At 70.6% G+C, this 24,805-nt stretch carries 23 protein-coding genes and 1 riboswitch; of the genes, 7 read left to right on the top strand and 16 right to left on the bottom strand.

Translation table 11 applies throughout. From position 1 onward, the window contains the following. Window positions 1-62: 62 nt before the first annotated feature. The 6 genes from mqnC to paaA form a co-directional block, all read right to left on the bottom strand. Window positions 63-1,253, bottom strand: a complete 1,191-nt coding sequence (mqnC, locus tag ACLQ2T_RS16855; RefSeq protein ID WP_327023235.1) for a cyclic dehypoxanthinyl futalosine synthase — start codon at window positions 1,251-1,253, stop codon at window positions 63-65. Between the two features lie 193 nt (window positions 1,254-1,446). Continuing rightward, complete coding sequence (gene paaE / locus ACLQ2T_RS16850) at window positions 1,447-2,559, bottom strand: 1,2-phenylacetyl-CoA epoxidase subunit PaaE (RefSeq protein WP_425767174.1); 1,113 nt, start codon at window positions 2,557-2,559, stop codon at window positions 1,447-1,449. Continuing rightward, on the bottom strand, window positions 2,556-3,032 hold the full coding sequence (gene paaD / locus ACLQ2T_RS16845; protein WP_425767172.1) for a 1,2-phenylacetyl-CoA epoxidase subunit PaaD: 477 nt from the start codon (window positions 3,030-3,032) through the stop codon (window positions 2,556-2,558). Before paaD ends, paaE begins: the two co-directional genes overlap by 4 nt. A 25-nt stretch (window positions 3,033-3,057) precedes the next feature. Continuing rightward, window positions 3,058-3,807 carry a 1,2-phenylacetyl-CoA epoxidase subunit PaaC gene (gene paaC / locus ACLQ2T_RS16840; RefSeq protein ID WP_425767342.1) on the bottom strand — a complete coding sequence of 250 codons (750 nt, stop codon included), beginning with the start codon at window positions 3,805-3,807 and terminating at the stop codon, window positions 3,058-3,060. 20 nt (window positions 3,808-3,827) lie between these two features. Next, window positions 3,828-4,112 carry a 1,2-phenylacetyl-CoA epoxidase subunit PaaB gene (gene paaB / locus ACLQ2T_RS16835; protein ID WP_425767170.1) on the bottom strand — a complete coding sequence of 95 codons (285 nt, stop codon included), beginning with the start codon at window positions 4,110-4,112 and terminating at the stop codon, window positions 3,828-3,830. Continuing rightward, a complete protein-coding gene (gene paaA / locus ACLQ2T_RS16830; RefSeq protein WP_425767169.1) occupies window positions 4,109-5,164 on the bottom strand; it encodes a 1,2-phenylacetyl-CoA epoxidase subunit PaaA in 1,056 nt (351 codons plus the stop codon). The genes paaB and paaA overlap by 4 nt, the downstream gene beginning before the upstream one ends. A 365-nt stretch (window positions 5,165-5,529) precedes the next feature. Here paaA and ACLQ2T_RS16825 point away from each other — a divergent pair, with 365 nt between their 5' ends. Together ACLQ2T_RS16825 and ACLQ2T_RS16820 are read left to right on the top strand one after the other, a co-directional pair. Continuing rightward, window positions 5,530-6,507, top strand: a complete 978-nt coding sequence (locus ACLQ2T_RS16825; protein WP_425767167.1) for a hypothetical protein — start codon at window positions 5,530-5,532, stop codon at window positions 6,505-6,507. Then, the gene (locus ACLQ2T_RS16820; protein ID WP_425767165.1) at window positions 6,507-7,451 is read left to right on the top strand and encodes a serine hydrolase; all 945 of its coding nucleotides are present in this window, start codon (window positions 6,507-6,509) and stop codon (window positions 7,449-7,451) included. The genes ACLQ2T_RS16825 and ACLQ2T_RS16820 overlap by 1 nt, the downstream gene beginning before the upstream one ends. 152 nt (window positions 7,452-7,603) lie before the next feature. On the opposite strand, the gene ACLQ2T_RS16815 is transcribed toward ACLQ2T_RS16820, so the two are convergent. Genes ACLQ2T_RS16815 through ACLQ2T_RS16805 form a run of 3 tightly spaced genes read right to left on the bottom strand, consistent with a single transcriptional unit; the run spans window position 7,604 to window position 10,422 of the window. Further along, window positions 7,604-8,455 (bottom strand): menaquinone biosynthetic enzyme MqnA/MqnD family protein, encoded by an 852-nt coding sequence (locus tag ACLQ2T_RS16815; RefSeq protein WP_425767164.1) that lies wholly within the window; start codon window positions 8,453-8,455, stop codon window positions 7,604-7,606. Window positions 8,456-8,488: 33 nt separating this feature from the next. Beyond that, window positions 8,489-9,784, bottom strand: a complete 1,296-nt coding sequence (locus ACLQ2T_RS16810; protein WP_425767163.1) for an MFS transporter — start codon at window positions 9,782-9,784, stop codon at window positions 8,489-8,491. Window positions 9,785-9,840: 56 nt separating this feature from the next. Next, window positions 9,841-10,422: an ArsR/SmtB family transcription factor gene (locus ACLQ2T_RS16805; RefSeq protein ID WP_425767161.1), complete on the bottom strand. Its 582-nt coding sequence runs from the start codon at window positions 10,420-10,422 to the stop codon at window positions 9,841-9,843. 177 nt (window positions 10,423-10,599) lie between these two features. On the opposite strand from ACLQ2T_RS16805, the gene ACLQ2T_RS16800 reads away from it, so the two are divergent. The 4 genes from ACLQ2T_RS16800 to ACLQ2T_RS16785 all read left to right on the top strand — a co-directional run bounded on the left by ACLQ2T_RS16800 (window position 10,600) and on the right by ACLQ2T_RS16785 (window position 15,300). Continuing rightward, entirely contained in the window at window positions 10,600-12,741 is a 2,142-nt protein-coding gene (locus tag ACLQ2T_RS16800; RefSeq protein WP_425767159.1) for a HelD family protein, read from the top strand. A gap of 32 nt (window positions 12,742-12,773) precedes the next feature. After that, window positions 12,774-13,679, top strand: a complete 906-nt coding sequence (locus ACLQ2T_RS16795; protein ID WP_425767157.1) for an ABC transporter ATP-binding protein — start codon at window positions 12,774-12,776, stop codon at window positions 13,677-13,679. Between the two features lie 12 nt (window positions 13,680-13,691). Continuing rightward, a complete protein-coding gene (locus ACLQ2T_RS16790; protein ID WP_425767155.1) occupies window positions 13,692-14,429 on the top strand; it encodes an ABC transporter permease in 738 nt (245 codons plus the stop codon). A 100-nt stretch (window positions 14,430-14,529) separates the two neighbouring features. After that, window positions 14,530-15,300 carry a VOC family protein gene (locus ACLQ2T_RS16785; RefSeq protein ID WP_425767153.1) on the top strand — a complete coding sequence of 257 codons (771 nt, stop codon included), beginning with the start codon at window positions 14,530-14,532 and terminating at the stop codon, window positions 15,298-15,300. A 61-nt stretch (window positions 15,301-15,361) separates the two neighbouring features. On the opposite strand, the gene ACLQ2T_RS16780 is transcribed toward ACLQ2T_RS16785, so the two are convergent. From ACLQ2T_RS16780 to mqnE, 7 genes are all read right to left on the bottom strand, one after another. Beyond that, the gene (locus ACLQ2T_RS16780; protein WP_425767152.1) at window positions 15,362-16,168 is read right to left on the bottom strand and encodes an ABC transporter ATP-binding protein; all 807 of its coding nucleotides are present in this window, start codon (window positions 16,166-16,168) and stop codon (window positions 15,362-15,364) included. Beyond that, the gene (locus ACLQ2T_RS16775; protein ID WP_425767150.1) at window positions 16,165-17,256 is read right to left on the bottom strand and encodes a FecCD family ABC transporter permease; all 1,092 of its coding nucleotides are present in this window, start codon (window positions 17,254-17,256) and stop codon (window positions 16,165-16,167) included. Before ACLQ2T_RS16775 ends, ACLQ2T_RS16780 begins: the two co-directional genes overlap by 4 nt. A gap of 31 nt (window positions 17,257-17,287) precedes the next feature. Next, entirely contained in the window at window positions 17,288-18,223 is a 936-nt protein-coding gene (locus ACLQ2T_RS16770; protein ID WP_425767148.1) for an ABC transporter substrate-binding protein, read from the bottom strand. 86 nt (window positions 18,224-18,309) lie between these two features. Continuing rightward, window positions 18,310-18,444, bottom strand: a riboswitch (cobalamin riboswitch). A gap of 132 nt (window positions 18,445-18,576) precedes the next feature. Beyond that, window positions 18,577-20,457: a M14 family zinc carboxypeptidase gene (locus ACLQ2T_RS16765; protein WP_425767146.1), complete on the bottom strand. Its 1,881-nt coding sequence runs from the start codon at window positions 20,455-20,457 to the stop codon at window positions 18,577-18,579. Window positions 20,458-20,610: 153 nt separating this feature from the next. Continuing rightward, a complete protein-coding gene (locus ACLQ2T_RS16760; RefSeq protein ID WP_327023257.1) occupies window positions 20,611-20,931 on the bottom strand; it encodes a DUF4229 domain-containing protein in 321 nt (106 codons plus the stop codon). Between the two features lie 75 nt (window positions 20,932-21,006). Next, window positions 21,007-21,429 (bottom strand): hypothetical protein, encoded by a 423-nt coding sequence (locus ACLQ2T_RS16755; RefSeq protein ID WP_425767144.1) that lies wholly within the window; start codon window positions 21,427-21,429, stop codon window positions 21,007-21,009. An 86-nt stretch (window positions 21,430-21,515) separates the two neighbouring features. Next, window positions 21,516-22,685, bottom strand: a complete 1,170-nt coding sequence (gene mqnE, locus ACLQ2T_RS16750) for an aminofutalosine synthase MqnE (protein ID WP_327023259.1) — start codon at window positions 22,683-22,685, stop codon at window positions 21,516-21,518. A 263-nt stretch (window positions 22,686-22,948) separates the two neighbouring features. Here mqnE and ACLQ2T_RS16745 point away from each other — a divergent pair, with 263 nt between their 5' ends. Beyond that, window positions 22,949-24,538, top strand: a complete 1,590-nt coding sequence (locus tag ACLQ2T_RS16745) for a C40 family peptidase (protein WP_425767142.1) — start codon at window positions 22,949-22,951, stop codon at window positions 24,536-24,538. Window positions 24,539-24,805: the final 267 nt, after the last annotated feature.

Here is a 24,805-nt window from a genome sequence, read left to right as displayed (position 1 = left end):
GCGGAACGTCGCGACCACCTATCGCGCAGGATCAGTTCGTCGCGGCCGGCTACCACGCAGGGTCAGTTCGCCTCGACCAGAGGCAGCGAACGACCTGCCCCGCCACCCGGCAAGGCGATCGAGGAGAAGTGGGACACCACCCGCTCGTCGGTCGGATCGTCCGCCGGCGTGCGGTGCACGGCCAGCCGGTTGTAGAGGGTGTCCCGCTGGGCCGGGATCCGATCGGCGGAGCGGATCATCCCGATCAGCTCGTGCAGGTTGGACCGGTGCCGTGCCCCCGCCGAGGAGATGACGTTCTCCTCCAGCATGATCGAACCGAGGTCGTCCACCCCCATGTGCAGGGCGAGCTGGCCGACATCCTTGCCGGTGGTCAACCAGGAGGCCTGCAGGTGCGGCACGGTCTCGAAGAACAGCCGGGCCACCGCCACCAGGCGCAGATACTCCAGGGTGGTGGCCTGGGTACGCCCCTTCAGGTGGTTGTTCTCTGGCTGGTACGTCCACGGGATGAAGGCCCGGAAGCCCTGGGTACGGTCCTGCACGTCGCGGATCATCCGCAGGTGCTCGATCCGCTCGGCGGCGGTCTCGCCGGTGCCCATCATCATCGTCGCGGTCGACTCGACCCCCTGCCGGTGGGCCAGCTCCATGACCTCCAGCCAGCGCTCGCCCGACTCCTTCAGCGGAGCGATCGCCTTGCGGGGCCGCGCGGGCAGCATCTCGGCGCCGGCCCCGGCGATGGAGTCCAGCCCGGCCGCCTTGATCCGGGCGATGGCCTCGTCCAGGCTCACCCCGGACACCTTGGCCATGTGCAGGATCTCGCTCGGCCCGATCGAGTGGATGGCGAGCTGCGGGTACGCCTTCTTGACCGAGGAGAACAGCTCCTCGTAGTACTCCACCCCGTAGTCCGGGTGGTGGCCGCCCTGGAGCATGACCTGGGTGGCGCCCAACTCGACCGCCTCGCCGCAGCGCCGCAGGATCTCCTCGGTCGGGTGGGTCCACCCTTCCTTGTGCTTCGGCGCCCGGTAGAAGGCACAGAACTTGCACGCCGTCACGCAGACGTTGGTGTAGTTGATGTTGCGGTCGATCAGGTACGTGACGATGTTGTCCGGGTAGCGCCGCCGCCGCACCGCGTCCGCCGCCTCACCGAGGGCGTGGAAGGGCGCATCGGTGTAGAGCAGCAGGGCCTCCTCGGGCGTGATCCGCCCGCCGTCCGCGCCACGCTGCAGGATGTCGTCGATCTCCCGGCTCTCCATCACCCCCCGAGCCTACGCCGAACGCCCCGACAGACCCCGGGTGGCGCACCCCACCTGTGACGCACTCCCCTCGTCGATCCTGCCCGCCGCACTGCGCGCACCGTTTCGCCGAAACGGCGGGGTACGGCGCCGCGGGAAGCAACCATTTCGGCGTAACGGAGTTGATCAATCGCCCGCTACGCCGGGCGGCTCGCGGCTAGGCGTCGTAGTCGACCTTGAGGGTGTCCGTGCGCGGGCTGGACTGACAGGTCAGCACGTAACCGGCGGCCACCTCGTCGGGCTCCAGGGCGTAGTTGCGGGCCATCTCCACCTCGCCGGAGACCACCTTCGCCCGGCAGGTCGAGCAGACGCCACCCTTGCAGGCGTACGGCAGTTCGCCCCGGACCTTCAGCGCGGCGTCCAGCACCCGCTCGTCGCGGCGCATGGTGAAGCTCGACGAACGGCCGTCGAGCATGATCGTCACCTCCGTGCCGCCGGAGGAGTCCTCGGGGCGGCGCAGCGGCTCGGGCGCGGCGTCGACATGGAACAGCTCGGTGTGCACGGCCGATTCCGGCACACCCCGCCCGGCCAGCACCTCACGGGCGTCCACCACCAGGCCGTACGGGCCGCAGAGGAACCATTCCTCGATCAGGTCACCGGGGACGATGGTGTCCAGCAGGCGACCCAGCCGCTCGGCGTCCACCCGCCCGGACAGCAGCGCAGACTCGCCCTGCTCCCGGGAGAGCACATGCACCAGGTGCAGCCGGGTCGGATAGCGGTCCTTGAGGTCGGCCAGTTCCTCGGCGAACATCACGCTGTTGGCCGTCCGGTTGCCGTACACCAGGGTGAAGGTGCTGGCCGCCTCGACGGCGAGGGCCGTGGCGATCAGCGACAGCACCGGGGTGATGCCGGACCCGGCGACCACCGCGCCGTAGCGACGCGCCCGGTCCGGCGCGAACGCCGTGGTGAAGTGGCCCAGTGGGGGCAGCACCTCCACCGTGTCGCCGCGCCGCAACACCCCGCAGGCGTACGACGAGAAGGCCCCGCCGGGGATCTCCCGCACCCCGATGCGCAGCCGCCCGTGCCGGGCCAACTCCTCCGGAGTGGAGCAGATCGAGTACGAGCGGCGCACCTCCTCGCCGTCGGGCAGCGCACCAGGTAGGCGTACCGTCAGGTGCTGACCGGCGCGGAAGGCGAAGGTCTCGCGCAGTTCCTGCGGCACCGCGAAGGTGACCGCGACGGCGTCGGCGGTGAGCCGGTCCACGGCGATGACGGGCAGCGGGTGGAACACCGGGCGACGGCGGACCGGGCGGGTGATGGTGACAGTCACAGTGCCTTCACTTGGTCGAACGGTTCGGAGCAGGCGCGGCAGCGCCAGAGTGCTTTGCAGGCGGTGGAGCCGAACCGACTGAGCTGCTCGGTCTCCGGGGAGCCGCAACGCGGGCAACGCACGGCCAGGGTCAACGGGACGACCCCGTCTCGTCGGACCGGGGCCGGTGGGGCGATGCCGGCGGCGGCCAGTTTGGCCCGTCCGTCCTCGGTGATCCAGTCGGTGCTCCAGGCGGGACTGTGCACCGTGCGTACCTCGGCATCGGGGTGACCGGCCACGGCCAGGGCCCGGCGGATGTCGGCGCGGATGACATCCATCGCCGGACAGCCGGTGTAGGTGGGGGTGATGGTCACCACCACCCGGCCGGTATCCGGCTCCACCTCCACCGCACGCAGGATGCCGAGGTCGGCGATGGTGATCACCCGGATCTCCGGGTCCACCACCGCGGCCACGGCCTCGTGCGCGGAGCTCACCGTCGCCACCTCGTGTCCCGACCCTTCACCAGCGGGCGCCGGGGTGGGCCCGATGCAGCACCTGCATCTCGGCCAGCAGATACGACAGGTGCTCGGTGTGCAGGCCCGCACGTCCACCGGCCGGCGCCCAGCCGGGCTCCGGCGCGGTGAGGGTCGCCTCCGCGAGCACGGTCGAGACCGTCGCGTCGAAGTCGGCCCGCAGGGTGGCCGGGTCGACCGGGGCCTGCGGCTGGGCGGCGAACAACTCCGGGACGTACGGCCAGACCTGGTCGATGCCGGCCTGCATCCGCCGGTGCGACTCCTCGGTGCCGTCGCCCAGCCTCCGCACCCAGAGGGCGGCGTGGTCCAGGTGGTACGCGGACTCCTTGCGGGCCTTGCCCCCGATCGCGGCCAACCGCTCGTCGGCGCAGTCGGCCAGGGCGGTGTAGAGCGGCAACTGGTAGGCCGACAGGACGAGCAACTTGGCCATGGTCACTGCGAAGTCGCCGTTGGGCAGCTCGACCAGCAGGCAGTTGCGGAACTCCCGGTCGTCGCGCAGGTACGCCAACGCGTCCTCGTCCCGGCCGGCGCCCTCCAGCTCACCCGCGTACGACAGCAGCAGCCGGGCCGCACCGAGCTGATCCAGGGCGATGTTGGCCAGCGCGATGTCCTCTTCCATCTCCGGCGCCCGGGTGGTCCACTCGGCCAGCCGCTGCGCCGCGATCAGCGCGTCGTCGCCGAGGGCAAGGGCGAAGTCGAACACACCCGCCTCCGTTCGCGACTGCGGGGCTCGCAGGCCCGGCTCACTCCTCGCGCTCACAGGTGGGCCACCCCGTCCGGCACCTCGTAGAAGGTGGGGTGGCGGTAGACCTTGTCGGCCGCCGGGTCGAAGAAGGCGTCCTTCTCGTCCGGGCTGGAGGCGGTGATCGCGCTCGCCGGCACCACCCAGATCGACACCCCTTCCTGACGGCGGGTGTAGAGATCACGGGCGTTGCGCAGGGCCAACTCGGCGTCGGGCGCGTGCAGGCTGCCCACGTGGGTGTGCGCCAACCCGCGCCGGGCCCGTACGAAGACCTCCCACAGGGGGCTCTGGTGGTTCATGCCGCGACCTTCTCCTTGCTTGCCTGCTTGGCCGCGTACGCCGCGGCGGCCTCACGTACCCAGGCGCCCTCGGTGTGGGCGCGACGACGATGTTCCATCCGCTGCCGGTTGCACGGCCCGTCGCCGGAGATGACCCGCATCAGCTCGGCGTAGTCGGGTTGGGTGAAGTCGTACGCCTGGCGTTCCTCGTTCCAGCGCAGATCGGGGTCGGGGATGGTCAGCCCGAGCACCTCGGCCTGGCCCACACACATGTCCACGAAGCGCTGCCGCAGCTCGTCGTTGGAGAAGCGCTTGATCTTCCAGGCCATCGACTGGGCGGAGTGGGTGGAGTCACCGTCCGGCGGGCCGAACATCGCCAGCGAGGGGTACCACCAGCGGTCCAGGGCGTCCTGGGCCATCGCCTTCTGGGCCGGGGTGCCGTGGGCCAGGGTGTGCAGGATCTCGTAACCCTGGCGCTGGTGGAACGACTCCTCCTTGCAGACCCGGATCATGGCGCGGGCGTACGGACCGTAGGAGCAGCGGCAGAGCGGGACCTGGTTGACGATCGCCGCGCCGTCCACCAGCCATCCGATGGCTCCGACGTCGGCCCAGGTGAGGGTGGGGTAGTTGAAGATCGAGCTGTACTTCTGCCGGCCTTCGAGCAACAGGTCGACCAGCTCGTCCCGACTGATCCCCAGGGTCTCGGCGGCAGCGTAGAGGTACAGACCGTGGCCGGCCTCGTCCTGGACCTTGGCCAGCAGGATCGCCTTGCGTTTGAGCGACGGGGCCCGGCTGATCCAGTTGCCCTCGGGCTGCATCCCGATGATCTCGGAGTGGGCGTGCTGGGCGATCTGCCGGATCAACGTCCGCCGGTACGCCTCGGGCATCCAGTCGCGCGGCTCGATCTTCTGGTCGGCGTCGATGACCTCCGTGAAGAAGGCGGCCAGGTCGATGTCCTGACCAGGGGCGCCCCGGTCTCGCTCCGCGGCGGCCCGCAGCGCCGCCTCCGCCGCCTCCACCTCGCCGAGCAGGCCGCCGGACGGGTCCTCGCCCGGGAAGTCATTGCCATACATGCCCTAAGTGTTACAGCTATCAGCTCACGACACCAGAGGGTGTCACAGAATTGCGAAACAGCTGCTCGTTGCGCGATGAGCGCGAATGGTGACGCTCCGAGAGCGAGACTTGACTCACAATTGGCGGATAAATCCTCACAACCGACCTCCAACGGTTTGTTATCCCGCCTGCACAGCGCGTTGCCAGGTGTCGAAACCTGGCAAGACGCCGATCCGCACGTAGACTTCGCACGTCACACCGATCGGCCAACAGCGATCGTCGACCAGAAACAGGGCCAAGGTCCCCCGGCCCGGAGACGATCCACCGCGATCAGTCCTGGCAACAAGCCGGTCCCCCCGGCCTGACATCTGGAGCTCACCCGCTCATGCGATCCCGCGTGACCATGGTGTTCGCCGTCACAGCAGTGCTGCTCGGCGGCGTCATGTTGGTACCAACCGCGTACGCCCGACTCGCCGGCGCGACCGGCGACGCCGCACCGGCCAGCGTCGCCGCGCCCACCCCGGAGCCCCCGCCGCCCCCGACCCTGGCGGCGGCCAAGGTCTCGGTGAACTTCAAAGGCGAGTTCTTCTCCTGGGCGCTGATGGATCGCGAATCGGGCAAGATCTCGGGTTCCAAGAACCTGGCCGCGACCAGTTCCACCGAGTCGATGCTCAAGGCCTGGATCGTCGCCGACTACCTGCGCCAACTGGGCGACAAGGAGCCGACGGCAGCGCTGAAGAAGGCCGCCAGTCTGGCCATCCGGGACAGCGACGACGACGCGACGAACCTCGTCTACCGGGCCGCCGGGGGCTCGTACGCGGTGCCGGCCGGTGGTCAACCCGGCCCGGTGGTCAAGCGCGCGATCAGCATCTGCGGTCTCACCGACACCAAGCGCGGCAACGTGCCCGGCTACGAGGGCTGGTGGAGCTTCACCCGGATGTCCCCTCGGGACGCCGTCCGGCTCGGCGACTGCATCGCCGACGGCAAGGCCGCCGGACCCAAGTGGACCAAGTGGCTGATGGCCGAGATGAGCAAGGTACGCGGCAGCACCGCCGACAAGGACCAGCGGGCACGTTCAGGCGGCGGCCGATGGGGAATTATCGATGGGCTCCCCGAGTCCATCCTCAGCCAGGGCCCGTTGAGCATCAAGAACGGCTGGACGCCGCTCAGTTATGACGGCAACTGGCACGTCAACTGTCTGGCAGTCACCGAGAAGTGGAGTCTCGCGGTAATGCTTCGCTACCCACACAGCCAGGGGCTCGACTACGGCTCCGACGTCTGCGCGAGCGTGACCGCACAGCTGGTCACCGCCCAGCCCGGCGGCGCCCTCAAGGTGCCCCAGCAGCCGATCGGCAAGCTCTGATGGCCGCCCGGAACCGTCGCCGCAGCCACCGCGAGGCATCGCGATTACGTCTCGCGGCCATCACCGCCGTCCTGATCGGTCTGGTCCTGGTGTCGCTGCGCCTGCTGCCCGGCTCGCCCTTCGAGTCCACTGCGGCCGCTCAGTGGGGATCGGCCTCATCGGAGGGCCGGGGCAAGGATCTGACCGACCGCAAGACCAGGTCCGCCCCGCCGTCTCCCAGCCCCTCCCCCGAGCCTGAGCCCCTGCCCTTCGAGGCGAAGAACCTCAACCTGAAGATCGAAGGCTGGTACGCCTGGAGCGTGCTGGACCGCCGCTCCGGCGAGATCATCGGCTCGGACAACATGGCCGAGACCAGCACCACCGCCTCCCTGATCAAGTCCTGGATCGTCGCCGACTACCTGCGCCGCAGCGCCGACGCCGGGCAGACCCCGAGCGACGCGAAGCTGGCCGATCTCACGAAGATCATCAGGGACAGCGACAACGTACGCACCCAGACCGTGTACGAACAGGTCGATACCACCGCGTCGATCAAGCGACTGTTCTCCACCTGCGACCTGACCGACAGCAAGGTGTCCGAGGACCTCGGGTGGAGCCGTACCCAACTCTCGCCCCGGGACGTGGCCCGGCTGGGCAACTGCATCGTCGACGGCCGGGCCGCCGGCCCCACCTGGACCAAGTGGCTGCTCAACGAGATGCGGCTGGTACGCGGCGCCGGGGACTTCGGCATCCGCAAGGCGTTCCCGACCGCCGAGGCCAAGAAGATCGCCATCAAGAACGGTTGGGTCGACCGCGAGCAGGAGCAGGAAGTCCACGTCAACTGCCTGGCCATCGGTGACACCTGGACGATGGGGGTCATGCTCCGCTACCCCATCGACAAGGGCTACGAATACGGCATGGCCAACTGCCAGAAAATCACCAAGGCCCTCCAAACCCCCACCCTCTAACCCACCCCTACCCGGGCGCCCTCGCGCACCCGCCCCCTCCCTCGTCGATCTTGCACTTTTGGTCGCTGATTCACGGCTTATGCCCGGAATGCGGCGACAAGAAGTGCAAGATCGCGGAGGAGAGGGGGGTGGGGGTGGGGGTGGGGGTGGGGTTAGCGGGTGAAGAAGGTGGGGCCGGTGGGGGGGAGGGCGGGAGCTTCGGCGAGGGCGGCGGCGTGGCGGGCGAACTCGCGGAGGCCGGCTACCTGGCGGTCGCCCAGGGAGAAGTCCAGCGCCTGGTAGTAGGAGGCCAGGGTGGCCGCGTCGAAGGGTTCCCAGCGGGCCGCGGACTCGACGACCTGGTCGAGTTCGGCCAGGCACAGGTCACGGGAGCGCAGGAAGGCGTCGTGCACCTCCTTGACCAGGCCGGGGTGGGCGGTGGCGAAGTCGCGTCGGGCGGCCCAGACGGCGAAGACCATCGGCAGGCCGGTCCATTCCCGCCAGGCCTGCCCCAGGTCGGTGACCGTCAGGCCACGGCTGGGTGCCTCGTAGAGGGCGCGCAGGGCCACATCACCGATCAGCACCGCCGCGTCCGCCTCCAGCAGCATCTGGGTCAGATCGGGCGGGCACCGGAAGTACTCGGGCTGCACCCCGTACCGCTCGCGCAGCAGCAGTTGGGCCAGCAGTACACCGGTTCGCGAGGTCGAGCCGAGAGCCACCCGGGCCCCGTCGAGTTCGGTCAGCGGGCGGGTGCTGACCAGGTTGACCGACAGCACCGGGCCGTCGCTGCCGACCGCCAGGTCGGGCAGCAGCAGGAGTTCGTCCGCGTGACGCAGGTACTCCACCAGGGAGATCGGTCCGATGTCCAGATCACCGGCGACGAGCGCGGCGTTGAGCCGGTCCGGGGTGTCCTTGTACAGGTCGACGTCGAGCAGGGCACCGGAGCGCATCAGGCCCCAGTAGATCGGTAGGCAGTTCAGGAACTGGATGTGCCCGACCCGGGGGCGGGCGACGCGCTCGATCATGCCCCGACCGTATCCCCGCCACCGCTGACCTGCTCAGCGGATCGGCATCGAAGTGGCCAACCCCGCACCCGCCGGCCCGGCAGGCGGGGCCATCGCAGCGACGCGGGACCGCTCGGCCCGGATCGCACGCCGGACCGGCCGGACGAAGCCGAGCAGCACCAGCAACCCGGCCACCCCGCAGCCGACGATCAGCGGCCGGGGTTCGCTCACCTCCAGCAACAGTCCGCCGATCAGGTAACCGACCATCGCCGCGCCCTGCACCGCCGCGCCCATCGCAGCGAAGGCCCGCCCACGGGCGGCCTCCGGTACCCGCCGAGCCAACAGCAGGTTGTTGAACACGCTGTTGCCGCCGTTGCACACGCCACCGATCAGCCAGATCGGCACCAGCAGCAGCGCCACCGGCACCGTCACCGAGACCAGCACCATGAGGCAGCAGCCGCCCAGCAGGAACAGACCGGCCTGGACCAGAGCGGCGTCGTCGGTGAACCGCCGGGCCAGCCGGGCGAAGATCCAGGCGCCGCAGAGCACGCCGAGGGTCCACGCCCCGGTCACCAGGCCATAGGTAGCGGCGGAGGCACCCAGGGTTTCCCGTACGTAGAAGATCTCGATCACGTTGATCGCCCCGATCGCCGCGATCACCCCGGCCAGGGTGGCCACCATCGCCACCAGCAACGGATCCCGGCGCAGTCGCCAGTCCACCGTGGCACCGTCCGGCGTCCCGGCGGCGCTGGCAGCCGACGGCGTCGAAGGCCGGGCGCCGCCTCGACGGGTGCGGATGAGCAGCCCGGCAACGACGAGCGCGAGGTAGCTCGCCGCGCCCACCAGCAGCGGCACCCGACTGCCGAACCATCCGACCATGAAGCCGGCCAGCGCCGGACCGGCGAGTATGCCCAGCATGCCGGCGGTCTGGTTGAGCGCGATCGCCCGGGGCAGGTCAGCTGGACGCACCATCGCGGGGATCAGGGCGGAGAGCACCGGCTGGGTGACCGCCAAACCGGTGGCGAGCAGTGCGATCAGGCAGACGACCAGCAGCGGGTGCCGGGCGTACGCCAGGTTGAGGCAGATCACCGACTGCGCCAGGCCGGCACCGATCAACAGGGTCCGGCTGTCCACCCGGTCGGCGAGCCGCCCAGTCAGCGGGGCGAGCAGCACCAGCGGCAAGGTGGCCGCCAGCAGCACTCCGGCCACGGCTGCGCCGCCTGCCCCGGTCGACTGGAGGGTCAGTGTCAGCGTCGTGGCGGCGAGGAAGTCACCGCAGGTGGCGATGCCCCGCGCGGCGGTGGCGAGGCCCACGTCCGGCCAGCGGGAGCCACCAGATGTGAAAGACATACTTCGAAAGTAATGCTTCACATCTGGTGCACGCAAGCCCCGTCCACGCAAACCCCTCAGTCCAGCGGCAGCGCCTTGTACTGGATCGCCACCCGGCGGGCGCCGGGCGGCGGATCGGTCCGGCCCCGCTTGCGGTACGGCCGCAGCACCTCCGTCACCGCGCGGTTCACCTCGGCCAACTCCTCGGCCGTGAGCAGTAGCAACGACTCGCTGAGCATCGAATTTCGATACCACTCCTCCGACTCGTCGGGCGCCCGGCGCAGCCAGTCGCGGCTGCGCTCCAGTTCCCGCGCCAGGAAGGCCTCGACAAGACTCTGCTCGGCCTCGCGCGTAGACGGGTCGGCAGCCCGGCCGGCGTCGATCGTCCAGGAGTGGACCGTGCTGCGCCACAACCGTTCCCGGGCATCCCCCCGGCTCGGCGCCGCCTCCACCAGACCGAACCGGGCCAGCGCCCGGAGGTGGTAGCTGGTCGCGCTCGGGGACAACCCCGCCACCTCGGCACATTCGGTGGCGGTCACCGCGCCCTCGGTCGTCGCGAGATGTTCCATGATCGCGAGCCGGGCCGGGTGGGCGAGCGCACGCAGCGTCTGCGGGTCGCTGATCGTCACCCGGGGCGGCTCGGGGTGGGCCTCCGTCATGCCCTCATGATCCCCGAACAGGATGAGAATTCGATTGCCGGCGTTGCTGGCCGGAGTAGGATTTTCGTTCGCCTGACGGCCGCGGTGAGCACGCACCGCAGCGGACGTCCCCGCGCCGGGCGCCGGCCATCCGCCCCGGAAACGCGAGCAACCGGAATCTCCGTGAGGAATCGCATCGTGCCTGCATCCGACCTCGACGCCGATCTCAAGGCCGAACGCGAACACCTGGACATCTCCCGCACGGCGTTACGCCGGATGCGGGAACGCGCCGAGGCGCTCTTCGCCACCGGCGACAAGGTCGCCGGCGACAGGTACACCGCCGAGCAGCTGGGACGCCACCTTTCCCGTCGGGTGGCGGAACTGGCCGACGACCCACGCACGCCGCTGTTCTTCGGCCGACTCGACTTCGGCGCCGCCCCCGCCGACCAAGCCGCCCCCGCCGGGCACACCCGTCAAGCTGGGCACAACAACCCCGCCGAGCACGCCGGGCGGCGCTACCACGTAGGGCGCCGGCATGTCACCGACGAGCAGGGCGAACCGCTGGTGCTGGACTGGCGGGCACCGGTGTCCCGGGCGTTCTACCAGGCCAGCGCCCGCGACCCGCAGGGGCTGGCGGTACGGCGTCGGTTCGGGTTCGACAACGGGATGCTGACCAGCTTCGAGGACGAGCACCTGGATCGAGGCGAGGAACTCGGCACCGCCAGCCGGATCCTGACCGCCGAGATCGAGCGGCCCCGGGTGGGGCCGATGCGGGACATCGTCGCCACCATCCAGCCCGAGCAGGACGAGTTGGTCCGCGCCGACCTGGCCGAGTCGATCTGCGTCCAGGGTGCCCCGGGCACCGGGAAGACCGCGGTCGGGTTGCACCGGGCCGCGTACCTGCTCTATCTGCACCGGGAGCGGCTGCGCCGGTCGAAGGTGCTGGTCGTGGGCCCGAACCGGGCCTTCCTGGCGTACATCGCGGCGGTGCTGCCGGCCCTCGGCGAGGTGGAGGTCGAGCAGGCGACCGTCGAAGACCTGGTCGACCGGGTGGTGGTGCGGGCGGTGGACCCGCCGACGGTTGCAATGATCAAGCACGACGCCCGGATGGCCGAGGTGCTGCGTCGGGCGGTCGACACGTACCTCGGTGAGCCGACCGAGCCGATCGTCGTCTCCGACGGCTCCTTCCGCTGGCGGATCGGGCTGGAGCCGCTGTACCGGCTGGTCCAGGAGACCCGGGCCGAGCGGTTGCCGTACGCCCTCGGCCGGGAACGGGTCCGTGCCCGGGTGGTCGGGCTGCTGCAACGGCAGGCGGAGGCCCGGCGGGCGGAGTCGCCGAGCGAGGCGTGGCTGCGCCGGATGGGCCGGTCGAAGCCGGTGACGGCCTTCCTGGACACGGTCTGGCCGGCGCTGACCCCGGACGGGCTGGTGCACGCGCTGCTCGCCGACCCCGCCCGGCTGGCTGCGGCGGCCGACGGCCTGCTCACCCCCGCCGAGCAGGCCCTGCTGACCGGCCAGGACAGCACCGCAACGCCCCGGAGCACCGGCGAGGCAAGGGAGCGAGCAGGCGGCGGCGGTACGAAGCTGGGGCGTACCCCGAAGGCCACCCGGTGGAGCGCCGCCGACGCGGTGTTGATCGACGAGGCGGCCGGGCTGATCGAGCGGCCGGGCAGCTACGGGCATGTGGTGGTCGACGAGGCGCAGGACCTTTCGGCCATGCAGTGCCGGGTGCTCGCCCGACGCAGCGAGCACGGTTCGCTGACCCTGCTCGGCGACCTGGCCCAGGCCACCGCGCCGTGGGCCGCCACCGACTGGCGGGTGACCCTGGGCCACCTCGGTAAGCCGGACGCGACAGTGGTGCCGTTGACCGTCGGTTTCCGGGTACCGGCCGACGTGCTCGCCTTCGCCAACCGGTTGCTGCCCTCGCTCGCCGTGGACGTACCGCCGGCCGAGTCGTTGCGCCGCGACGGGGTGCTGACCGTGCGTACCGTGACCGGTCTTCTGGGGGCGACGGTGGCCGAGGTGGGGGCGGCGCTGGCCCACGAGGGGTCGATCGCGGTGATCGCCGCCGACGAGGCGGTGGACCGATTGGGCGCGGCGCTGGCGGCGGCCGGGATCGAGACCGCGACCGCCACCGACCCGGGCGGCGGCCCGCGCGTCACGGTTCTTCCCGCCACCGCGGTCAAGGGCCTGGAGTACGACCACGTAATCGTCGTCGAGCCGGCCGCCATCGTCGCGGCCGAGCCTCGCGGGCTGCACCGGCTCTACGTGGTGCTCACCCGGGCGGTCTCCCGGATGTCGGTGCTGCACAGCGCGCCACTGCCCGCGCCCTTGGGCTGACCGGCGTATTGCCACCACCTGGTGAACCGAGAATGATCAAGCGCGTGGAAAGAGACATCCTCGCCCGCGCCGAACAGGTCAGCCGCCGCTACGGCGAGGTGCTCGCCCTGGACCGGGTCGACCTTGAGGTACGGGCGGGTGAACTGGTCGGCCTGCTGGGGCCCAACGGTGCCGGCAAGAGCACCCTGATCAGCCTGCTGGTCGGGCTGCGGAAGCCCACCTCGGGTCGGGTGGAACTCAACGGCGGCGATCCGCGTGACCCGGCCAGCCGGCGGCAGATCGGGGTCACCCCGCAGGAGACCGGGCTGCCCGGCACCCTGCGGGTCGGCGAGGTGGTCGACTTCGTCTCCGCCCACTACCCGGACCCGGTGCCCCAAGGTGAGTTGCTCGACCGGTTCGGCCTGGCCGAGTTGGTTCGGCGGCAGTGCGGCGGGCTCTCCGGTGGGCAGAAACGCCGACTGGCGGTGGCGCTGGCCTTTCTCGGCCGCCCTCGGTTGGTGGTGCTCGACGAGCCGACGACCGGGCTGGACGTGGAGGCCCGACACACCCTCTGGGAGGCCATCCGGGCCTTCCACGCCGAAGGTGGCACCGTCCTGCTGAGCAGCCACTACCTGGAGGAGGTGGAGGCCCTGGCCCGCCGGGTGGTGGTGATCGGTCAGGGTCGGGTGCTCGCCGACGACACCGTCGAGGCGGTCCGGGCCGTGGTCGGGGTACGCCGGGTGAGCCTGACCGTCGACACGCTTCCGCCGCTGCCAGGGGTGGTACGCACCGAGCACGTCGACGGCCGCACCCACCTGCTCACCGGCGACGCCGACCAGTTGGTGCGGGACCTGGTCGCCAGCGGAGTCGAGTTCCGGAATCTGGAGGTACGCCCGACCTCGCTGGAGGAGGCGTTCCTGGCCATCACCGCCACCGACGCCGCACCAGTGGCCACCTGAGGGGATCTCGACGTGCAACTTGCCCTGGTACACGCGCGTTACCAACTGCTGGAGACCGTCCGTATCCCGGTCGCGATCTTCGGCAGCACCTTCTTTCCGGCCGCCGCGATGCTCTTCTTCGTGGTGCCCTTCGCCGGCAAGGATCCGGTGGGCGCCACCTACGCCACCGCCGCGATGGTCACCTTCTCGGTGATGAGCTCCAACATCTTCCAGTACGGCGTGGGTGTCGCCGAGGACCGCGACCAGCCCTGGAATCCGTACACCCGGACTTTGCCGGCCGGGTCGGCCCCGCGCTTCGCCGGGCGGATCCTGGCCGGGATGCTCCTCACCTACCTCTCCCTGGTCCCCGTGGTGGTGATCGCCGCGACCCTGACCCAGGCCCGGATCACTCCGGGGGCCTTTCTGCTGGCCCTGGCGACCGTGGCCGTGGTCTCGGTGCCGTTCACCCTGATGGGGTTGACCATCGGGTACGCGCTGCCCAGCAAGGCGGCGATCGTGGTGGCGCAGCTGGTCTTCTTCCCGCTCGCCTTCGGTGGTGGCCTGCTCTCCGCACCGGGCCAGGCGCCCGGCTTCATCGAGGCGATCGCACCCTTTCTGCCCACCCGGGGTGCGGTGGAGCTGATGTGGGCGGCGGTCGGGGACTACTCGGTCAACCTGCTCTCGCTGGTCATGCTCGGGGTGTGGGTGGTGCTGCTGGCCACCCTGGCCGGCTGGGCCTACCGGCGGGACGAGGGTCGCCGGTTCAGCTGACCTTCTCTCGGTTTCCGGCCCGGATCCGCCGTCGGCGGTGCCACGATGCCCGAGGAGGGGTGGTCGGGCGGCGGCCACTGCGGGTTGGAGAGGGGTGGCCGTGGCCAGCGTCCCGTCGGGCACACCGTGCTGGGCCGACCTGGCCACGCCAGGACTGGACCGGGCCCGGGAGTTCTACCCGGAGCTGTTCGGGTGGACCGGCCAGGTGGAGCCCGCGCCGGAGGCGGGCGGGTACACGATCTTCCAGCTCGGCGGCCGGGCCGTCGCCGGGGTGGGGCCACCGGCCGTACCGGACCAGGTGCCGATCTGGTCCACCTATGTCGCCACGGACGACGCCGACCTGGTCACCGGGCGGGTGGAGCGAGCGGGCGGGCAGGTGGTCGTACCGCCGTTCGAGGTCTTCGACCGAGGGCGGATGGCGGTCTTCAGTGACCCGGCCGGGGCCGCCTTCAGCGTCTGGCAGCCGATGACCTTCTCCGGGGCCGAGGTCTTCGACGTGCCCGGGGCGATGTGCTGGACCGAGCTGGTCACCCCCGATCCCGAGGGTGCCCGGGTCTTCTACGAGCTGGTCTTCGGGTGGCAGCCCGAGGAGGAGCCGATGGGGCAGGTCGCCTACACCGGGTGGCGGCTCGGCGATCGGATGGTGGCCGGCATGATGCCCCCGCGCGACGAGGCCTTCGCCCCCGACTCCCCCGCCTACTGGACCCTCTACTTCTCGGTCGCCGACGCCGACGCCACGGCCGCCCGCGCCGCTGAACTCGGCGGCACCATCCTCGTCCCACCCCGCGACATCCCCGCAGGCCGCGTCACCGCCCTACGCGACCCCGACGGCGCCCTCTTCTCCCTCATCGCCCTGACCCCGCCCTCCTGACCTCCGCCGATCTTGCACTTTCGGTCGCCGTTATGCACGTTATGTACCTAATGCGGGGACACTAAGTGCAAGATCGCGTGGAAGGGGGGCGGGTGGGGAGGACGAGGGGGCCGTGCGGGCCGGGGATGACCTTGACGTGGGCGCGGTAGTGGTGGGAGAGCAGGTCTTCGGTCAGGACCTGGGCGGGGGTGCCGGTGGCGGCGATCCGGCCGTCGGCCAGGAGCACCATGCGGTCGGCGTACTCGCCGGCGATCGACAGGTCGTGCATGGTGGCCAGCACGGTCAGCCCCTCGGTACGGCGCAACTGGTCGACGAGTTCCAGCACCTCCTGCTGGTGGCCGATGTCCAGGGCGCTGGTCGGCTCGTCGAGCAGCAGCAGGGTGGCGCCCTGGGCCAACGCCCGCGCCAGAAAGACCCGTTGGCGTTCCCCGCCGGAGAGGGTGGCCAACTCCCGGTCCCGGAAGCCGGCCAGATCCAGCCGCTCCAACACCCCCCGCACGACCGCCAGGTCGGTCGCGGACTCCCGGCCCAACGGCGGGATGTACGGGTTGCGGCCGAGCAGCACGTAGTCGAGCACCGCCATCCCGGGCGGTACGACCGGGGACTGGGCCACCGTGGCCACCACCCGGGCCCGATCCCGGCGACGCAGATCCCCCAGGGGGGTACCGAACAGGCGGACCGGGTGCGGCACCGGCAGCAGGCCCCCGACGGCGCGCAGCAGGGTGGACTTGCCGGCCCCGTTCGGGCCGATCACGGTCACCCACTCGCCCGAACGCACGGTCAGGTCGACGCCGGTGAGGATAGGCACCCCGTCCAGCTTGACCTGAAGATCACGCAGCTCGACGGCAGGCGGGTCCGGCGGGGTCATGTCAGCACCCTCCGGGCGGTACGCAGCACGAGGACGAAGAACGGCCCGCCGAGCAGGGCGGTGACCACCCCGATCGGGATCTCCTGCGGCGCGGCGGCGGTCCGGGCCACCACGTCGGTCAGGGCCAGGAAGGCCCCGCCGAACAGCAGGGACAGCGGAAGGATGACCCGGTAGCTGGAACCGGCCAGCATCCGTACGGTGTGCGGCACGATGATGCCGACGAAGCCGATCAGACCGGAGGCGGAGACCGCGGCGGCGGTGCCCAGCGAGGCGGCGGCGATCAGCAGGTACCGCGACCGTTGCGGATGCAGGCCGAGACTGGCCGCCTCGTCGTCACCGACCGAGAGCACGTCCAGTTCCCGCCGGTGCAGCAGGACGATCACACTGGTGATCAGGAAGTACGGCAGCACCAGCCGGACGTCCTGCCAACCCGCGGTGGCCAGCCGCCCCAGCAGCCACGAGTAGACGGACTGGATGCTCTCCGCGTCCCGTTGCAGCAGGTAGGTCTGCCCGGCGGACAGGAACGCGGAGACGGCCACCCCGGCCAGGATCAGCACGGCCGGGGAGCGGCTGCGCCCGCCGGCCGCACCGAGCAGATAGGTCATCATCACCGCACCGAGCGAGCCGACGAAGGCGGCCAGGGGGATGGTCACCGGCAGCCCGCTCAGCGCCCCGCCCGCACCGACCCCACCGACGGTCAGCACCAGGGTGACCGCCAGCCCGGCCCCCGCGGCCACCCCGAGCAGGTACGGGTCGGCCAACGGGTTGCGGAACACCCCCTGGTAGGCCCCGCCGGCCAGGGCCAGCAGCCCGCCGACCAGCAGCCCCAGCACCACCCGGGGCAGCCGCAGCTCGGTGATGATGGCGACTTCCCGCTCGGTCAGTCCACTGTCGAACTGCACCCCGGGCAGCAGGTTGAGCAGTTCGAGGGCGACGCTGCCCGGGGGCAGGCTGACCGGGCCGAGGGAGACCCCGGCCAACAGGGCGACCAGCACCGCGCCGATACCGGCGGCGAGCCAGCGTTTCCGCAGGCCCGCCGGCCGGGATCCGGCTTGGATGGAAGGGCCCCTGCTTGACGTCCGGCGCATGGGAAGGGCCTTTGTCAACGCCGGCCGTTCGTCACTCGGCGGCCTTGGTGGTGGCGTCCACGATGGTGCGGAGCAGGTCCACCACCCGCGGGCCCCAGCGGGAGGCGATGTCGTCGTCGAGTTCCACGATCTGGTCGTTGCGTACGGCGTTGATGTCGGCCCAGCCGCTGCGCGCCTTGACCGTCGCGGCACTCTGCTGGCAGCAGGTGACGTCGGAGAGGAAGACGAAGTCCGGGTTGGCCGCCACGATCACCTCCTGGGAGAGCTGCGGGTACCCGCCGCTCTTGCCGTCGGCGTCGGAGGGGTCGGCGATGTTCTCCAGACCGGCCAGGGCGTAGATCGAGCCGATGAAGGTCTTGCTGGTGGCGGTGTACAGCTCCGGCCCCAGCTCGTGGAAGTAGGTGGGCGCCTGGATCCGGTCCGGCACCTGGGCGACGAGTTTTTCGATGTCGTCCTTCATCCGTCGCACCAGCTCCGCCCCGGTGTCGGCGTTGCCGGTGAGAGTGCCGAGCTCGGTGAGCTGCCGGTACGTGTCGTCGATGGTCTGCGCCGCCGGGGTCTGGTAGACCGGGATCTTCAGGACGGCCAACTGGTCGACGATCTTGTTGCGGTCGTCGCTGATCACCACCAGGTCGGGGTTCTTGGCGGCGATCGCCTCGGCGTTGGGCTGGTAGCCGGACAGGTCCGACTTCGGCGCCTCGGGCGGGTAGTTGGACTGGTCGTCGACGGCGACGACCTGCGGGCCGGCACCGACTGCGAAGAGCATCTCCGTGGCCGTCGGCGCCAGCGAGACGATCTTCTCAGGGCGCTGCTCCAGGGTCAGCGTCCCTACGGTGACCGGAAAGGCACCGCTGGTCGGGCTGCCACCGGCGGCCGGGGTCTCGGTGGTCTTCTCGGCGCAGGCACCGAGGGTCAGCGCGGCCAGCGCCAGGGTGGCGGCGAGCAGCCGGGGGGTACGTCTGGACATCGGTCCTCCTGTCGGTCGAGGAGATCGGTGCTTCGCCGACAGGGAGCCGAGGGCACCCGTGGGCGAGGCGCCCTTCCTCGAGAGCGCGGTTCGCGACCCGCGCCACAGGCGACCTGGCTCGTCCCCCACCGAAGGGGGCATCACAGTTGCGGGACAGCGCCGGTTTCACACCGGCTTCGCTGTGGCGGGTCGGTAGAACCGTAGCGCACACCCCGCCGGCACCCCGCCGCACCGGGGTGACCACGCCGATCGGCCCGGCGCTGGCAGCACCGGGCCGATCCATGTTCGTCGTCAATGACCGGTTCCTGGAGACGGGGCCCCGTGCGAGGGGGGGGTGCCGGGGCCCCGTCGGATCAGGAGGCGGTGATGGTGACGTTGTCCACAGCCGCCTCGACCAGGCTGGCCGTGGAGGCGTCCGCAGCCTCCACCAGAATCCGGATCGACTGACCTGCGTACGGGGTGAGGTTGAGGTTGGAGGTGGTCCAGGCACCGTTGCGGTTGCTGGCCGCCCCGGCCTGGCTGAGCAGGGTAGTGGTGCCGCCGTTGTGCACCACGCTGACCCGGAAGTAGTCGGCCGAGGAGGAGTTCGAGCCGTGGGCCAGGTACCAGGCCAACGACAGGGTCAGGGTGCCGCTGGACGGCAGGGAGATCGCCGGGGAGCGGGCGCTGGTCACGCCGCCGTCCAGGTCGTAGTCACCCGCACCGGAACCGGCCAGCCGGCCGGTCACCAGGTCGTTGCTGCCGGCGTACGGGGTCAGCTGCTTGGCGCCGCTGGAGTTGGTGGCCTGGGCGGCACCCCGCTCCCACTGGCCCGAGGTCGCGGTGTCCGTACCGTTGGGGTTGATCGTCCAGCCGGTGTTGGTCTCGAAGGTGTCCGACCAGACCGTCGTACCGCCGCTGCCACCGCCGCAGTACTGGGCCTGCTTGTTGATCGCCCGGTACGGGCAGTCGGCGTACTCGGCGAGGAGGAGCACCGCCTCACGGTTACGCGAGGTCTGCTGCGGGATCACCTCGTCGGGCGGGTAGAAGCCGCCGCCGGAGGCCGAGCGCGGGTACAGCTCGAAGGTGTACGCCCAGATGCCGTGCACCGCCCACATCCAGTCGATGCTGCTGCCGTCGGTGATGTACAGGTCACTGGACTGCTGCGGGGTGAAGTTGTTGGTCGCGGCCATCTGCCGACCGATGGTGGCGAAGGTGTTGTACTGGTCGGCGTTCATCCCGGTGGCGGTGTCGTTGTAGGTGTAGCCGTACGGCCAGAGCACCAGCTCGGAGTAGGTGTGGAAGTCGATGTTGGCCTTGATCTGCTGGACTCCACCGACCACCCGGCTGTTGACGAAGTTGCGCAGGGCCTGGGTCTCCGGGGCGGAGAAGGCCGAGGGGCCCCGGTAGGTTTCCGAGGAGGTCGAGCCGGAGGAACCGCCGCAGCAGCCCCAGTTGTAGCTCCAGTTGCGGTTGAGGTCCGTGCCGACGTTCGACGATCCGCTGTTGGGTTGGCGGTTCTTGCGCCACGACCGGTAGGAGCCGGTGGCGATGTCGTACTCGCTGCCGTCCGGGTTGACCGACGGCACGATCCAGATCTCCCGGTTGTTGACCAGGTTGGTGATCCGGGAGTCCGATCCGTAGCTGTCCGTGAAGAGGTTCATCAGGTAGATGGCCATCTCGACGGTCAGGTGCTCACGGGCGTGCTGCTGTGAGTTGAACAGGATCTCCGGCTCGTTCTCGTCCGTGGCGACATTGTCGGAGATCTTGATCGCCACCAGGTCCCGGCCCTCGTACGAGGTGCCGATGCTGATCTTGCGGGCGATCGCCGGGTGGTCCGCGACGACCTTGTTGACCACGGCGACCATCTCGGCGTAGTCGTGGTAGTTCGCGTCGGCCGGCGGGAAGGCCGTGACGCCGATGTCCCCGTGGTCGTGACCCCGGTCGGTCGGCGCCGCGGCGATCGGCTCCAACTGGAAGCCGAGCCGGGTGATGGCGGCGGCCTCCGCGCGGGTGGCCGAGATGTGCAGCACCCCGTGTTCGGAGTAGTCGATCGAGGCGCCGGTACGGGCGACCGCGGTGCGGTCGGCCACCGTCCTCGGACCCAGCACCCGGTAGGGGGCGGCAGCCGGCTGCTCGTCCCGATCCGGTGCGGGGCGGGCGGAGACCGGTGGTGCGGAGAGGGCGAGTAGCCCGAGACCAGCAGCCATGATCAGCGCCAGTGCCCGGCGGACAGGGATGGATCGGAAGGCCATGGACAACCTCCTGGAGGCGCGGGGTTTTCCCGCTCGGTAGCGGCCAGCCCACCACCGGTCACATGGTCATATCAATATCGCTCGCTGTTTACTCCATCCCAACCTGATCCCTACGTCGGCAGCATGTAGCGGCGAGGGAGTCGGGCGCCCGGCTCAGGCTGAGGGGCCGGGCCGGGAATCGGAGCCGCCCGGCTGCTCGGCGGAGGGGGCATCGCCGTCGGTGTCGGCCTTGTCGTCGCCGGCCAGGGCGGAGCGCAACTGCTCCTTCTCCGTACGGCGCCGCTCGGCGGCGACGGCCATCTCCTCGGCCATCTCGTCCCGCCAGCCCTTGAGCAGGAAGAACGACAGGGCGGCGGAGAACAGCAACGCCACGATCAGCTTCAGGAAGATGTCGATGTTGACCGGCCAGAGGGCCGCCACCACGGCCGCGAACAGGCCGACCCGGCCGAGTGTGTACTTGACCGCCGCACTCACGTTGATCCACTCCGCTCGTTCACGTCGCCATGTGTGTTCCCGACCGGGCGGTGCGCCCGGTCCGGGTACCCGAGGTCAGCTCGTCCGGTTGACCAGCCAGCGCACGCCCGGGAACCAGACCAGCGCGTACACCACTGTGAAGGTCGCTGCGGCCAACCCACCGGAGGCCAGCGGCGGCAGACCGGTCGCGATCCCGGCCACCAGCAGCCCGGACACCACCGCCACCGCGACGGCCACCAGCGCGGCCACCACCCGGGGGGCACCGAACTCCCAAGCCCGGAAGTCCTCCCAGAACAGCCAGGCGGGCAGGATCACCGCTAGCCAGCCGTTGGCCTGGCCGAAGTCACCGGCACCGAACCAGGCGAAGGCTGCGTCGAAGAGCACCAGCACCAGCATCCCGATGACCGCACCGGCCAGCGCCACGCCGAGCAGGTCACCCAGGGTCTGAATGCGTCCCTCGGCGTCGCGCCGCGGAAAGCTGTTCTGTTGCTCGCTCATCTCCCGGACGAGGGTACGCGAGGCCGCTCGGCCCTCTTCGCGCTGGCCAGCACCACGGCGGCCAGCGCGTCCGAGGGCTGAGGTCCTTAGGCCCAGACCTGCTGCGGCTCGGCGCGACGCTGCGCCAGGCTCGGCGCGGGGTCGTACTCGCGCACCACCTCGTAGCGGGTGTTGCGCTCCATCGGGCGGAAGCCGGCGTCCCAGATCAGGTGCAGCAGGTCGTCGCGGTGCATGGTGTTCGGCGTGCCGTACGAGTCCGCGTCGTGGGTGATCTTGTATTCCACGACGGAGCCGTCCAGGTCGTCCACCCCGAAGTTGAGCGACAGCTGGGCCACCGAGAGCCCGTGCATCACCCAGAAGCACTTGACGTGGGGGACGTTGTCGAACAGCAGCCGGGAGACCGCGAAGGTCTTCAGCGACTCGGCCGGTGAGGCCATCGTGGTACGGGCCTGGATCCGGTTACGGATCTTGCCGTCCGCCGAGTCCACGAAGTCGTGCTGGTAGCGCAGCGGGATGAAGACCTGGAAGCCCCCGGTCTCGTCCTGCAACTCGCGCAGCCGCAGCACGTGGTCGACCCGGTGCCGAGGCTCCTCGATGTGGCCGTAGAGCATCGTCGAGGGGGTCTTCATGCCCTTGCTGTGGGCCAGCCGGTGAATCCGGGACCAGTCCTCCCAGTGGCAGGCGTGGTCGACGATGTGCTGCCGGATCTCCCAGTCGAAGATCTCCGCGCCACCGCCGGTCAGCGACTCCAGGCCGGCGTCCATCAGCTCGTCCAGGATCTCGTCGGCGCTGAGGCCGCTGATCTTCTCGAACCACTGCACCTCGGTGGCGGTGAAGGCCTTGAGGTTGACCTTCGGCAGCGCCGCCTTCAGCTCACGCAGCACCTTGGGGTAGTAGCGCCAGGGCAGGGTCGGGTGCAGGCCGTTGACGATGTGCAACTCGGTGAGCTGCTCGTCCTCCATCTCCTTGGCCTTGCGGACCGCCTCGTCGATGCGCATCGTGTACGCGTCCTTCTCGCCCGGCTTGCGCTGGAACGAGCAGTACGCGCAGCTCGCGCTGCACACGTTGGTCAGGTTGAGGTGCCGGTTGACATTGAACATGACCCGGTCACCGTTGAGTTCGGTGCGCTTGTGGTGGGCCAGCCGGCCCAGCCAGGTCAGATCGTCGCTGGCGTAGAGGGCGATGCCGTCCTCCCGGGTCAGCCGCTCCCCCGCGTACACCTTCGCTTCGAGCTCACGCTTGAGTCCGGCGTCCATCGAAAGCCCGTCCCTCCCACTGCGGTCGCGACCGTGCCTGGCCACGATCTCAGAGCCTACGTCGGACACCGGGGCAGCTCACAGTGCCCTCCGCCGGACCATCCCCGGCAAACCGGACTCTCAGCCTTCTGTGACCCGTCCAGACATCGACACTGTGGTGCCGGTGAGGTAAGACAGGGTGGGGGACGACACACCCTGGTACCGTCCCCGCCCCACCGCGTTCCCACCACGACGCGGAGCAGCACCACCGGACGAGGAGCACAATGGTCGGCAGCGAGCACGGGCGACGACGGCAGCGACGACATCCGGTGGTCTCGCCGGTGCTCCGGCCAATGCTCTGGTCCGCGCTGCTCAGCGCCGTCGCCACCGCGGTCCTCTCGGCACCGGCGTACGCCGAGCCAGGGGTACCGGTGACCGTGCCCGACACCGGTTCCCGTCCGGTGCTCACCGGCCCGCTGCACCTGCCCGGCGGTGCCCCGGCGACCACCACCCCCGGTGTGATTCCCACGACCATCTCGCCCGGCGGCAGCGCCCTCGAGCAACAGATCAACGCCGCCGAGGCTCGGATCGGCGAGCTGGGCACCCAACTCCTGGACCTGCAACAGCAGCTCACCGAGGCCGAGACCCAACTGGCCACGGCCGCGCGTGATCTGGAGTTCGCCACGGCCGCGCTGCAACAGGCCCAGCAGCGCGCCGACCAGGCCGCCGCCCAGGCGATCAAGCTGCACGCGGCCCTGCCGCCCGCCGACTTCGCCGCCGACCTGCTCGATCTGGACCTGCTCCGGCGCGCCAACCTCGGCGAACGGGCGGAGCACGACACCGCCCCGGCAGCCGGTGAGCTGGCCCGCGCCCAGGCCGACGAAAGGGTGGCCACCCAGGCACACACCGCGGCCGAGTCCCGACTGAACGGGGTCCGGGACCAGCACACCGCCACCCAGAAGGCGCTGCGCGACGAAGAGGCCAAGCTGGTCAAGCTGCGCGAGCAGAACGCCACCCAGCTGGTCGAGCTGGCCCGCCAGCAGGAACGCGCCGAGCAGCAACTGGGTGCCGACTACCCCACCCAGTCCGCGGACGGGCTGGTCGCGCACCCCACCGCCCTGGCGGCCCTGGCGTACGCGCGGCGGCAACTGGGTGACCCGTACGTCTGGGGGGCCACCGGTCCGAACTCCTTCGACTGCTCCGGGCTGGTCTGGTCGGCGTACCGGTCGGCGGGCTACTACAAGCTGCCCCGGGTCGCCCGGGACCAGTACTACGCGACCAGGTCCCGGACGGTCTCCCGGTCCGCCCTGCTCCCCGGCGACCTGGTCTTCTTCGCCAGCGGCAGCAGTTGGCGAACCATCCACCACATGGGGATGTACGTCGGCAACGGCAAGATGATCCACGCACCGACCAGCGGTGACGTGGTGAAGATCTCCACGGTGCGCTGGTCCCGCCTGTACGCCGCTACCCGGGTGGTCGGCGCGGTGCCCGCTCCGGCGGTCACCCCCACCCCGCCGGCCCCGAAGCCGACTCCGACCCCTCCGAAGCCGACTCCGACTCCCCCGAAGCCGGACCCGACCACCCCGGCGCCGAACCCCACCACCCCGAAGCCTGACCCGACCACTCCGAAGCCGACGCCAACGCCGACGACGCCCTCGCCGACCCCGGCACCCACCCCCTCGGAGACCCCGCCGCCGTCGGTCACCCCACCGGGCACCACGACGCCGAGCCCGACCCGGACTGCGACGGCTCCGCCCGAGAACGACGAGAGCGACAACAGCCCGACCACGGCGGCGAGCAGCCTCGCACCCCGGGAGAGCGCTTCGGCCACCCCCTCGGCGGCCACCACCCCCTCGGCGGCCGGTGGCCGCTGAGGGCGGTCGAGCCGCGCCTGACTGAACAGACCACCCGGCCGGCACCATACGGCCGCACTCGGAACACTGTGGGCACTCCGGCTGTGCCGTACCGCCGGAATGTGGCACGGTGTCACTCAGGGCACGCCCGGTCGCGTTGAGGATCCGGGTGCAAGCGTGGCGCGGAGGCGAGGATGACCGAGCACGAGGTTCCGGCGACGGCCGACCCTGGATCGACTCCCGCCCTGCGCACCGAGCCCGTCCCGGGCACGCCGAAGGCCGCGATCG

The sequence above is a fragment of the Micromonospora sp. DT229 genome (assembly GCF_049844505.1).
Lineage (GTDB): Bacteria > Actinomycetota > Actinomycetes > Mycobacteriales > Micromonosporaceae > Micromonospora.
This window is presented reverse-complemented; position numbering and strand designations above follow the sequence as displayed.